Origin of the sequence: Paenibacillus radicibacter, from assembly GCF_024721995.1 — a bacterium.
Classification (GTDB): Bacteria; Bacillota; Bacilli; order Paenibacillales; family NBRC-103111; genus Paenibacillus_AM; species Paenibacillus_AM radicibacter.
On sequence record NZ_JANQBC010000001.1, the window covers coordinates 843,931 to 857,056 of the forward strand.

Here is a 13,126-nt window from a genome sequence, read left to right on the forward strand (position 1 = left end):
GTTGTGGATTTACATGGTGGAGGCGAGCCGTGGCTGTGCAAAACCACAATTCGCCGACACGCGATGCTAAGAAAGCATGGGAATATGACTTAAAAAACCTAACGTCAATAACGTCCATCAACGCTACTGACTGACATTTCGATCACTTATGACTACGAAACATCCTTTATTCATGGTCTATCCTCTGTTACTCGGATAGAAAATTCAATAACCGATACAGGAACACAGCTGTTTCAGCACGGGTAGTATTGTTTTGTGGATGTATCATTCCCCCATCACCTTGAATCAGACCCTGCTCGATCATGGCCGCAATACTGCCTGCTGCATAATCGGATACTTTGTCTGCATCCTTAAAGCCTTCAAACGCTGTGAGATCTCCTGTGATCTCCTTCGCTTTCGTTGCCTTCAACGCCCGCGCTACCATCACCATCATGTCTTGTCGTGTAATATTGTCTTTCGGTGCGAATTTATCACCATCCACGCCAATAACGATACCTAACTGCTTCGCGATTAATACAGCCTCATAATAATAATCTTGCGCTTGAACATCTGTGAATGCAGCACTCGCTTCCGACTTCAAATCAAGTGCTCTCACCAGCATGAGGATAAAGTCTGCCCGGCTCACCTGTTCAGCTGGACTGAATGTTGTCGCCGATGTTCCTTTCACGACACCTAAGGCAGCTAATTTCTCCACTGCTTCCTGTGCCCATGCGGTCTTATCGAGATCTGCGAACTGCGCTGCAGATTGATCGTAGAATACCGCATACATGCCTGCGTGATCGGTTTGGATTCGAATTCCCTTGCTAGCATCGGAATAAGCTGCTCCCGCAATCACAGCAGCCGCACCTTGATTGTTAATCGACAACATTCCGATTCTCGAAACTGTTTCTTGGTTAGGGCGTACGTATGGAATGATGATGGTCACAGGCGCCTTCTCATTCTTCCACGCGACTGACTTACCATCCATCTTTGCCTCTAGCACGACGAACGGTCTGTTGCCGACTTGAGCTTGCGCCGCTTTGTTTAGTAATTTGCGATCTCCTTCACCAAGGATAAAGCGCACCTGCTTACCAAGCTCTGCCGATTTCGTGAACATCTGACCCGAAAGGACAATGATTGCTTTCGGCGTACTGACCTCAATCAACAGGTTCGGATAGCTAGAAAAGAACGATGCTGGAAGATCCAGCGCATAATTCGCTGCATTACCGTTGTTCTTCAGCTCAATCTTAACTTTCAGCTTGCCATCTTGATTGGCTTTCGCTTGCGACATCGCTTTCCGCATTTCATACTCACCTATCGCACCGACTGCCGTTTTTCCATCGGATTCGAGCTTAGAGCTCATTATGACTTTCACTGAACCATCCGCTTGCGGCTGGATTCCATCAGGATTTGGAGCTCCAACGATCTGAACTCCGTCACCTTCGCTGCTTCCAGGGCCACTGTGGCCTTCGTCAGTGCTTGCTTTCTTGTAATCAAAGGTCACTTTCTCATGCTCATTCATACCATCCGTGGATAGATACGCTACGTAGGTTCCTTCTACATCACCCATAAGTGTGAATGTAAATTGGAAACTTCCCGTTTCTGTACTTTTCGTCTGAGCTTCGTAATGAACCGCGCCTTTCGGATCCAATACTTTCAAATTCACTTTTGCAAGGTCGCCATTCATCACTAATCCGGCTAGCGTTACTTTTTTCACTGCCGCGTCAACCGTTGCTTGCAGACCATCAATGGCTTTCACGTCCACGGCTCCGGAGAGGTTATAGATACCAAATTCGTAGATAGAATACCCATAATCGGTAGCTCTGCTAATTCCTTGGAGTTTGATGTATCTCGCTTTGACCGGGTTGAACTGAACGGTTTCTTTACCATCATGCGCCGTAATGGTTTCGTCATTTGGTATGACATTGGTCCACTTCTGCTTGTCGTCAGATACAAGAAGTTTGTATTTATCGGCACGAGCATATTCCCAATCGATTCGAACCGTATCCATCGATGTTGGCTCACCGAGATCAACCTGGAACCAGGTATTATCCACAATCTCACTCGACCATCTCGAAGCAGGGAATCCATCGATGGCTTTTGCTGGTGTGTAATCGGGATTGTTGCCTTCGGTTGACGAAGCTTCTACCGCTTTATTCTGCGCCAAATTGCCTGTGAGATAATAGACGCTTTCCTTAAGCGTGTTGAACGCCTCATCTTTCATCGTGCCCGCTTCCTTGAATTCATCCAACTTTGCGTTAAAGCCTCTTAGATATTTAGCTACTTGCACCGGATCTTTTCCTTCGAAGCGCTTCATCATTTCCAGATAGTTGCTTAAGGAAGGCGCTACAGCAGCATTCGTAAACTGTTTATCTTGATCAAAACGATCGACTAACGCTTTGATTCCGGATGCATTGGTTGTTGCTTCAATTACATAGGATGTTTTCTTCAATTTGCCCCCTGTTGCAGTAATAACCAGCTCATGTTTGCCGAGCTTGCCCGCTAGAGAAACGACATCGCCTGCAGTATACACCTTTCCATCAAACTTTGCCGTTACTTTCGTCAGTCCATCATCCTGTTTTAATTTCCATGTAAACGAAACGGATTGGCTGTCCGGCAGGGTTTCACCGCTTTGGAACGGCTTTCCGTTCATTTGAACTTCCAACTCTGAAGGCAATGCATTGTTGATTTTGTAGTCACCTTTCACGAACTGATACAGCCAATCATATAGAACTCGTGTGGCAGGGTCCTTACTCACCGCACTATCATAGACGGCATTATTCCCTTGGTAGTAGGATTTGAAGCCCTCTTTCATCAGCCCCGTTGCAGCACCGCTGTTCAGATAATCAATGTACCGCTCACGGAACACGCCATCCTTCAGCATCCGATCATCGAACTCGAGTTCATTGGACATTCCATACTGCTTCGCGAGGTTCGCTGCATCTTCCAAGCGCTCATAGTCTGTCGGCTCGAAGAAGTAATTAGGTTGGATCGTGACCGCATCAAACCCAACATCTTTCCACATGTAGCTCTTGTATGCGAAGAAGTGCGGAATCCAGAAAAACTTTAAGTTCATATTAGCAATCTTCATGTCATGCACACTCTGACTCACGGAACGAAGCAAATCCGGTCCTGTCGAGCTTGTGCTGATTTGTTCTTCCAGCCAGTACATGCCCACAAGCTCAAGATTAGAATATTGCTTGGCTTCCCACTCATCTTTTACTTGCTGCAACCACCACTGAACTGCCTTTTCTCGATTCGTAAGCGCTTTCTCTTCGCCAACATCAGAAGCATTGAAGTTTAAAGATTCGCCATTGACATCGATAGCACCAAAGTTCTCGATCGACTCACCTGGGTCTGGGATCATAAGGATAACCTTTTCCTTATTTCCTGGCTGTTTCAACGCTGTTGCAACTTCCATTGTCGCTGCATTCAACTGGTCCATATCGCCGTTATTCGCGAAGGTTTTCTCTAGATACCATTTCCAGTCTTCCAGGTACGCCCTTCCGCCAAAATCACGATTCGGCGTTGGTGGGTTAATCCCGAGATAAAGGACACCGTCAAACAGCCAGTCTACAGGTTTCCCTGTATTATCCACATAACTGATATTCGGAATGATTCGTTCCTTCGTCCATGTTCCCAAATTATCCGAATATTGCCCGTTATACAGCAATCCAAGATTTTTAATTCCCGCCGTGGCTTCACCCGGCGCTAAAAATTTAGGCTGCTGCGTTGGAACCGTTTCCGCTCCAGCAATTTTACCGTCTTCACCGAGAATTTCGATCTCATCCACGAAAGTCATTGCTCGCGTATGCATGGTGAATGTGACTTTCACATATTGAGCATAAGCTAACTTTGCATTCGGATTGGAGCTTAAGCTCTTAATACCATCCTTGTGTCCATCCCATTGGTAGGTCTCATCGTGCAGTCCATCGATCCATAGCACTTGGGTCGCGTTATCTTTGAGTAATCCCCAATTCATCTTGTCATCAGAGACGTACATCGAGACCGTCAAAGGTAATAGTACATTGTTGGTTGGCCAATCCTGTAGAAAATGCGCTTTAATGTTCGAGATCGACTTCTTCTCCCCTAAATCAAACACCACTTCGCGCGTTTTCTTCTTGAGATGTCCAACCCATGCTGGATCTGAAATATTCAATGCCCCATATTTGCCATCCGTAAGTTTGTTGCTGTCATCCAGATAGGATGCTTCCGGGTCTTCCGACCACATATAAGAGAGCCCTGCTGCGAGATTACGCGTTGCTGCCATTAACCCATCCTCGGCCGACACCACACCTTCCGCACCCCCATCCGGAACGGACTCTCCCGGTTGGTCGATTGGATCAGGGACCTCTACCGGGTTCATCGGATCAACTCCGCTTGACGGATCCAATGGCGTCTGTTCTTCTGTTTGTGTAGGCGGCAGCGACTCTGCCGCTTGCGCGACTGGTATCATTGTGACTAAAAGGGTTACAACCATGACGATAGCTGCCCATCTTTTACTCCTTCTCATAAATGCTAACTCCCTTCCGATTCTTGAGTCAAGAAACATCAAACTTTCAATGGTACGTCTTTTCCATTCAAGCTTATCTTGATGCTCTTTCCTCCTTTCCGTGATTCCGACACGTCGTAGAAGCTTGTAGCACTGTCCTTACTGTAACATTATGAAACTTTACCCTTGTTTCAAAGAGATAAATTATTACCTTTCGTATACATTTGTTTACCTGTCCCTTGGAAATACCGTTTGAGCTTGACATATCCTCCGAACCTACTAAGTCTATAAGACTAGACTATATTTCTACTGGAGTCGTCTACATTTAAAAAAGGTATCCGAGACAATCATACTACATAGATCCAACGTTGCTTATAAAGCCAGTGTTATTAAGGATTTCTAACCGCAATGAGCCCTATTCTTTACCTTGAAACATAGAAAAAGAGCACCCTTTAGGGCAATGTTATTAAGTTAAGGCACAGAGTCTAAAGTCAAGAACAAGAGCAGGTTATGACGTAAACACCGCAACCACGTCTATTTTTGTTCAACAGAGGAATAAAATCTTGCCGTCTCAAGCACTATCGTGGGTATCAACTACTTGCCGTTGACGGTTCGGATTTGCACATCGTAACGGACTCTGCGGATACAGACAGCTATTTTATTTTCAAAATCAACCGGACACGAAAGGTTATAATCTCCTACATTTGAACGCAGCCTATGACTTGTGCAACAGGCTTTACGTAGATGCCATTGTTAAGCCACGAAGGTTATGCAGTGAGAGAAGGGCGCTAGCTGCGATGGTTGGTCGTTCCCCCATCAAGGGAAAAACCATCGTTATAGCTGATCGAGGTTATGAAGTTACAACAATTTCGCGCATATAGAGCGTAAAGGGTGGAATTACGACATACGGGTAAAGGATTTGGATTCGAGTGGTATTCTTTCGGGCTTGAGGTTGCCCGCATGCGGAGCGTTTGATCGTGACATTCATCTGATACTCACCAAAAAACAAACCAAAGAGGTCAAGGCTATTCCCGAGATTTACAGTAGTCATTTCCCAAATGGATAAAACCCCTGCTCGATGTTGAAGCTCTGATTCGCAATAACATTTTGCCGATTCGACCCATTCGACCAGGTAGAAGAACACGCGAAAAATCCGATAAAAATCAGCTGTTAGCTTCGTCTACAGATTAGCATAATTCGTTTCATATGAACATTTTTTAAGCGGATATTGTATCCGCTTTGTTTGCTGTACGCATTTTTCCATGTTTGCACAAAAAAAAAACGGCGTAGGACTTTGTCCCACGCCGTTTCAGATTTATTCTTATTCCCGTTTTTTCTTTGAGCTTAACTTATGACATTGCCCATATGGGAAGCCTTTTTATTTTCAACGATTACACACCATACGAAGTTGGATCTTGTCTCCAAGACTGCAAGGATGCTAGATCGTCTGCACTAATTTTGCCAAGTTCAACAGCTTCTTCAAGTAAGATCGAATAGTTAGACAATGTATCAAGTGCAATTCCTGCATCTGCAAAGCCTTGAACGGCCTTATCTAATTGATAAGTGAAGATTGCTGCAACACCTAGTGCTTGTCCGCCAGCTTCGTTAACCGCTTGAGCTGCTTTAATGGAAGAGCCGCCAGTGGAGATCAAATCTTCGATCACGATCACTTTTTGACCTGGCTTAAGTGCGCCTTCGATCTGGTTTTGCTTGCCGTGACCTTTCGCTTTATCACGGATGTAGATCATCGGTAAACCAAGCTTTTGTGCAACCCAAGCTGCGTGTGGAATACCTGCAGTTGCTGTACCTGCAACAACTTCAGCATCTGGATACTTCTGTTCGATTAACGTTGCGAAACCAGAAGCGATCAAATCACGAATCTCTGGGTAGGACATCGTTAGACGGTTGTCACAGTAGATCGGAGATTTTATACCTGAAGTCCATGTGAAAGGCTCTTGTGGACGAAGAGCAACTGCTTCAATTTCTAATAATGCCGCTGCAATTCCTCTTGCGATTTGATCTAGTTCATTCATCTCGTTAACCTGTGTCATCGTAAATGACCTCCTCAAAAGTCGTAGTATTATAAATTATGCTTTTACAAGTACGGAATCAATTATAGACTCAATTGCTTCTCTTGGGCTTGGCGCTGCTGTAATTGGTCTACCAATTACCACATAATCTGTTCCTTGTGCAAATGCTTCTGCAGGCGTCATGACACGTGATTGATCACCCATTGCTGCTCCTGCTGGGCGAATGCCAGGGGTTACGGATATAAACGACTCACCACAAGCGGCTTTAATTGCCGTTACCTCAAGAGGAGACGCAACTACGCCGTGTAGTCCAGCAGCTTTCGTTAGTTCTGCATAGCGGATCACACAATCCTCAACAGATCCTGCAATACCGATCTCTTGATTTAGCACTTCCGCACTTGTAGATGTTAACTGTGTCACGCCAATTACGATTGGACTTTTCGCACCATTGATTCCTGTTAGTGCTTTATCAACACCTTCAAGTGCGCCTTCCATCATCGCCCTACCACCAGCTGCATGCACATTGAACATATCTACGCCAAGACATGTGATGCTCTCTGCACCACCTTTTACCGTATTCGGAATGTCGTGCATTTTCAAATCAAGAAACACATGATAGCCTTGTTCTTTAAGCTTCGCTACAAAGCTTGGACCTGCTGTATAGAACAGCTGCATACCGACTTTCATATAACATGGAATACCTTTCAGTTCAGCAATTAATTTCTCAGCTGCATCCACGCTCGCAAAATCCAGTGCGACCATGATCCGTCCTGCAACATCTTTTGTAGTTAACATCTTATTTGCTCCCCCTTCGATATCCATAAGTGAGCGGGGTACCTGATTGCGTCAATCGACACAATCCTGCCCCCGCTCCTATCATTTAATTATGAGTGTGCTGGCATTGGGCGTGAAGCGAAGTTAATTGCTTCAAGCATGTTTTGCAGCGCACGTACTGTATCTAGTGATGTCATACATACTACACCGTTCTCTGCTGCTTCACGACGAATTCGGAATCCATCGCGCTCAGGTGTCTTGCCTTTAGTTAGTGTATTGACAACAAACTGTGCTTGCCCACCGCGAATCATATCTAAGATATTTGGTGTACCATCGCTTAATTTGTTCACTACGGTTACGTTCAGACCAGCTTCTTGCAGCGCAATTGCCGTTCCGCCTGTTGCCATGATTTTGTAACCGATTCTAGCGAAACCTCTCAAAATTTCAACTGCTTCTTCTTTGTCTTTGTCTGCAACCGTTGCAATGATCGTACCTGCAGATGGAATCTTCATCCCTGCGCCAATCAAGCCTTTGTACAGCGCTTTTGCAAAGTTAACATCACGACCCATTACTTCTCCTGTTGATTTCATCTCAGGACCAAGCGTTGTATCTACACGGCGCAATTTAGCGAAGGAGAATACCGGTACTTTAACGGATACCATCGTGTCTTCTTTCCATAGACCTGTTTCATAACCCATGTCCGTAAGCTTCTCACCCATGATCGCACGTGTTGCTACGTTCGCCATTGGAATATTGGTTACTTTGGACAAGAATGGAACCGTTCTGGATGAACGAGGGTTAACCTCGATCACGTACACTTCATTCTTAAAGATTACGAATTGGATATTAACCAGTCCGACTACGCGAAGCTCGCGAGCAATCTTGATCGTAATGTCGATAACTTTCTGTTTCAGCTCATCCGACAAGTTTTGTGGTGGGTATACTGCGATAGAGTCACCAGAGTGAACTCCCGCACGCTCTACGTGTTCCATAATACCTGGGATTAGGACTGTTTCCTTATCGCAAATTGCATCTACTTCAACTTCTTTACCCAACATGTAGCGGTCAATTAGAACCGGATGCTCAGGATTAATCTTCACCGCATACTCCATGTAGCTTAGAAGATCTTCATCGGAGTATACGATCTCCATTGCACGTCCGCCTAGTACATAGGAAGGGCGAACAAGTACAGGGTATCCAAGTCTTGATGCAACACCAACTGCTTGGTCAACAGAAGTTACTGTCTCACCTGCTGGTTGTGCAATAGAAAGGCGAGTTAGCAGTGCTTCGAATTTCTTACGATCTTCAGCTTCATCGATGCTCTCTAGGTCAGATCCTAGAATTTTGACGCCAGCTTTTGCAAGCGGAGCAGCAAGGTTAATCGCTGTTTGTCCACCGAATTGTACGATTACACCGATTGGATTTTCACGTTCGATCACGTTCATTACGTCCTCGAAGAACAATGGCTCAAAGTACAGACGATCGGATGTACTGAAGTCTGTAGATACCGTTTCAGGGTTATTATTGATGATAACTGCTTCGTAACCAGCAGCTTGAATGGCCCATACCGCGTGAACTGTCGAGTAGTCAAACTCGATACCTTGACCGATACGAATTGGACCGGAACCAAGCACGATTACTTTCTTCTTCTCTGTCTCAAGCACTTCGTCTTCTTGCTCATATGTCGAGTAGTAGTAAGGTGTTGTTGCTTCGAATTCTGCTGCGCAAGTATCAACCATTTTGTATACTGGCTTGATACTCAGGCTTAGACGATATACACGTACCTCTGCTTCTTTCGTTAATGTTGTGCATCCTGCTTGTGTACGAATTTCTGCGATTGCACGGTCTGTGAAGCCCATACGCTTCGTCTCAAGCATAAGTTCTGCGTTAAGCTCGCCTACTATTTGCTCTTCGAAGCGAATCATGCGATCAAGCTTATGCAAGAACCACCAATCAATTTTCGTAAGCTCTTGAAGTTGTTCAATTGTATATCCTCGGCGATAAGCTTCTGCAAGTAAGAACAAGCGCTCATCGTCTGGTTTCATAAGACGCATTTCAAGTGTTTCTTGGTCAAGTAGATTCGTTTCCTTAAGCCATAGACGGTGAACACCGATCTCAAGGGAGCGGATTGCTTTATGCATCGACTCTTCAAACGTACGGCCAATTGCCATGACTTCGCCAGTCGCTTTCATTTGTGTACCGAGCTTACGGTTTGCAGCCGTAAATTTATCGAACGGCCAGCGAGGAATTTTCGATACGATGTAATCAAGCGCAGGCTCGAAGCAAGCATATGTTTGTCCTGTTACTGGGTTTACAAGCTCATCAAGTGTGTAGCCCATCGCAATTTTCGCTGCCATCTTCGCAATCGGATAACCTGTTGCTTTAGATGCTAGTGCAGACGAACGACTTACACGTGGGTTTACTTCAATAACATAGTATTGGAATGAGTGCGGATCAAGTGCGTATTGTACGTTACATCCACCTTCAATGTTAAGCGCACGAATGATTTTAAGTGATGCAGAACGCAGCATTTGATATTCACGATCAGATAAGGTTTGGCTCGGTGCTACTACGATGGAATCACCTGTGTGTACGCCAACCGGGTCAAAGTTCTCCATATTACATACGACGATACAGTTGTCGTTCGCATCGCGCATTACTTCGTACTCGACTTCTTTCATACCCGCAATGCTCTTCTCAACTAGACACTGCCCAATTGGCGAGTAACGAATACCGGATGCTACAGTCTCGATCAACTCTTCTTCTGTTGCACAGATACCACCGCCCGTACCACCCAGTGTGTATGCAGGGCGGATGATGATTGGGTAGCCGATTTCTCTGCCGAATTCAACCGCTTCTTGAACAGTTGTTACGATCACACTCTCAGGTACCGGCTGCTCAAGTTCACGCATCAAGTCACGGAAAAGGTCGCGATCTTCTGCTTTTTCAATTGCAGAAAGCTGTGTTCCCAGCAATTTTACATTCTCTTGTTCAAGAACGCCTGCACGAGCAAGTTCAACAGCCATGTTCAAACCTGTTTGACCGCCTAGTGTTGGAAGAAGTCCATCTGGACGCTCTTGACGAATGATTTGTGTAACGAATTCAAGTGTAATTGGCTCGATGTATACTTTATCTGCCATGTTCGTGTCTGTCATAATTGTTGCCGGGTTGGAGTTAATTAGAACAACTTCCATTCCCTCTTCTTTAAGCGCTTGACACGCTTGTGTACCTGCATAGTCAAATTCTGCTGCTTGACCAATTACGATTGGGCCGGAGCCAATCACTAGAATCTTCTTAAGTTCATTATTTTTGGGCATAGTGAAGTTCTCCTTTCGCTGCAGGCGCGCTCTGTACGTTCAATTGCTGCCAAGACGCTAACATTTGGGCTTGTCGTGGTGCTTCTGGGTGTTCTTCTTTAAATTTACGGATCATCTCGATAAAGTCATCGAACAAGTAGGATGAATCGAATGGTCCTGGAGCTGCTTCTGGGTGATATTGAACCGAAAATGCAGGGTGAATGCGGTGGTGCAATCCTTCAATTGTACGATCATTATTATTAATGTGAGTCACTTCTAGGCTAGTGCCTGCCACGGACTCTTCATTTACTGTGTAGCCATGGTTTTGTGATGTAATGAAGCAACGACCAGAGCGAAGATCCTTAACAGGGTGGTTTCCACCACGGTGTCCGAACTTCAGTTTCTCTGTGTCTGCACCACAAGCTAGTGCGAATAGCTGGTGACCTAAGCAAATTCCGAAGAGTGGAATTTCACCAAGAAGTTCCTGAATCATTGTCACTGCATGAGGAACGTCTTTCGGGTCCCCAGGGCCGTTCGATAGAAGAACGCCATCTGGATTTAATTTACGAATTTGCTCTGCTGTTGCATCTTGTGGAACGACTACTACGTCACATCCACGCTTGGATAGGTCGCGAACAATTCCGCTTTTTGCTCCAAAGTCAACGAGTACAACACGCTCATTGTTGCCTGGTGCGCTGAACACGTTGCTTGTTGATACGCGAGCCACTTGGTCGCGCATAAGCGGTTCTTTGTTCATCATCTCAAGCAATTCTGCTACCGATTTATCTGAAGTTGTGATTAGACCTTTCATTACACCGTGCTGACGGATTATGCGAGTTAACATACGCGTGTCAATCTCAGAGATACCTGGAATGTCATACTCTTTAAGCAAGTGGTCAAGCGTTAATTGTGCTCTCCAGTTACTTGGTGCTTCTTCGTGACGACGAGTTACAAAGCCGTGAATGAATGGGCGTACTGATTCAAAGTCATCGCGTGTAATCCCATAGTTTCCGATCAAAGGATATGTCATCGTTACGATTTGTCCACAATAAGATGGATCAGATAATACCTCTTGATAACCTGTCATTCCTGTGTTAAATACAACCTCACCAACGGAATCTGTTTCCGCACCGAACGCTTTACCTACGAACAACGTTCCATCTTCAAGCAATAATTTTGCCTGCATGCTGCTCAACCCCTTCTCCATCTATATCAAAGCTTGTTCTACTCGGACCAAACTACTTTGCCGCTCACGATTGTTGCTACCGGCCAGCCTTTAAGCTTCCAACCACCGAATGGTGTATTCTGACTCTTGCTTAGGAACTGCGTCGGATCCACTTCTTTTTCTGTATCCAAATCTACGATTGTTAAATCTGCTGGGCGACCCACTTCAAGCACACCCCACGGTAAGCCGAACACTTCAGCTGGCTTTGTAGACATTTTGTCGATCAAGAATTCAAGTGTCCAGCGTCCTGTTGCTACAAACTTTGTGTACAAAAGTGGGAATGCTGTCTCAAGTCCGACAATTCCGAATGGTGCTGCCATCATGCCTTTAGCCTTCTCTTCTGCGCTATGTGGTGCATGGTCGGTTACGATCATATCAATCGTGCCGTCTTCTAATGCTTCGATCATTTTATCCACATCATGCGGAGTACGAAGCGGAGGGTTCATTTTCCAATTCGCATCTAGAGATGGAATGTCTTCATCTGATAGTAACAAGTGGTGCGGACAAACCTCTGCAGTCACTTTAACTCCGATTGACTTCCCGTGGCGAATCAAGCGAACGGATTGTTCAGTAGATACATGGCACACGTGATAGTGAACGCCTGTTGCTTCAGATAATAAGATGTCGCGTCCAACGTGGATCGCTTCGGATTCGTTCGGAATACCTTTGAGTCCATGTTTCTTAGCAAAAGCACCTTCGGTAACCGGAGCACCTTCAACTAAGGAATCATCTTCACAGTGTGCAATGACTGGCATCCCAATCGACTTTGCCTTATACATCGCGTTCTTCATCATCTGGGCGTTCTGTACGCCTACACCGTCATCTGTAAACCCAACCACACCCGCTTCTTTCAAAGCGTCGAAGTCAGTTAGGTCACGCCCTAATTCATTCTTCGTAATCGCTCCGTAAGGAAGTACGTGTACGCCACAACCTTCATTTGCTGCTTTATCCAGAACAAGCTTTACTGTCTCAGGTGTATCGATAACAGGTCGTGTATTTGGCATACAAGCGATTGCTGTGTATCCGCCGCGAGCTGCGGAGCGCGTTCCTGTTGCGATTGTTTCTTTATGTTCAAAACCTGGTTCGCGTAAGTGTACATGCATATCAATGAATCCCGGGGACACCAGCTTATCCGTTGCATCGATCACTTCGTGACCTGCTGTATTTGGTGCTTCATCACCCGGTAGGATTGTCTCAATGATTCCGTTATTTACTAGAATGTGTTTCTTCTGCTGCGTATTCTGTCCATCAACCACATTTCCGTTTAAAATCCAAATTCCCATTGTTGACCTCCGATATGTTTGTATAAATATGCAAGTTTATTGATAAT

At 45.3% G+C, this 13,126-nt stretch carries 6 protein-coding genes; all 6 read right to left on the bottom strand.

Annotation, left to right across the window (positions count from 1 at the left end):
• Nucleotides 1–187: 187 nt before the first annotated feature.
• Complete coding sequence (locus NV379_RS04380) at nt 188–4,492, bottom strand: DUF4855 domain-containing protein (RefSeq protein ID WP_258206038.1); 4,305 nt, start codon at nt 4,490–4,492, stop codon at nt 188–190.
• A 1,370-nt stretch (nt 4,493–5,862) separates the two neighbouring features.
• Nucleotides 5,863–6,504, bottom strand: coding sequence for an orotate phosphoribosyltransferase (pyrE, locus tag NV379_RS04385; protein ID WP_308860246.1), 642 nt, complete (start codon nt 6,502–6,504; stop codon nt 5,863–5,865).
• A gap of 54 nt (nt 6,505–6,558) precedes the next feature.
• Complete coding sequence (gene pyrF, locus NV379_RS04390; protein ID WP_258206039.1) at nt 6,559–7,296, bottom strand: orotidine-5'-phosphate decarboxylase; 738 nt, start codon at nt 7,294–7,296, stop codon at nt 6,559–6,561.
• Between the two features lie 89 nt (nt 7,297–7,385).
• Nucleotides 7,386–10,592 carry a carbamoyl-phosphate synthase large subunit gene (gene carB, locus NV379_RS04395; protein WP_258206040.1) on the bottom strand — a complete coding sequence of 1,069 codons (3,207 nt, stop codon included), beginning with the start codon at nt 10,590–10,592 and terminating at the stop codon, nt 7,386–7,388.
• Nucleotides 10,579–11,757, bottom strand: a complete 1,179-nt coding sequence (gene carA, locus NV379_RS04400; protein WP_258206041.1) for a glutamine-hydrolyzing carbamoyl-phosphate synthase small subunit — start codon at nt 11,755–11,757, stop codon at nt 10,579–10,581. Before carA ends, carB begins: the two co-directional genes overlap by 14 nt.
• 38 nt (nt 11,758–11,795) lie before the next feature.
• Nucleotides 11,796–13,079 (bottom strand): dihydroorotase, encoded by a 1,284-nt coding sequence (gene pyrC, locus NV379_RS04405; protein WP_258206042.1) that lies wholly within the window; start codon nt 13,077–13,079, stop codon nt 11,796–11,798.
• Nucleotides 13,080–13,126 lie beyond the last annotated feature (47 nt).

Bases quoted from the DNA above. Each gene is read 5' to 3' on its own strand.
- carA (WP_258206041.1), bottom strand. From the start codon at position 11,757: ATGCAGGCAAAATTATTGCTTGAAGATGGAACGTTGTTCGTAGGTAAA.
- carB (WP_258206040.1), bottom strand. From the start codon at position 10,592: ATGCCCAAAAATAATGAACTTAAGAAGATTCTAGTGATTGGCTCCGGC.
- pyrC (WP_258206042.1), bottom strand. From the start codon at position 13,079: ATGGGAATTTGGATTTTAAACGGAAATGTGGTTGATGGACAGAATACG.
- pyrE (WP_308860246.1), bottom strand. From the start codon at position 6,504: ATGAATGAACTAGATCAAATCGCAAGAGGAATTGCAGCGGCATTATTA.
- NV379_RS04380 (WP_258206038.1), bottom strand. From the start codon at position 4,492: ATGAGAAGGAGTAAAAGATGGGCAGCTATCGTCATGGTTGTAACCCTT.
- pyrF (WP_258206039.1), bottom strand. From the start codon at position 7,296: ATGTTAACTACAAAAGATGTTGCAGGACGGATCATGGTCGCACTGGAT.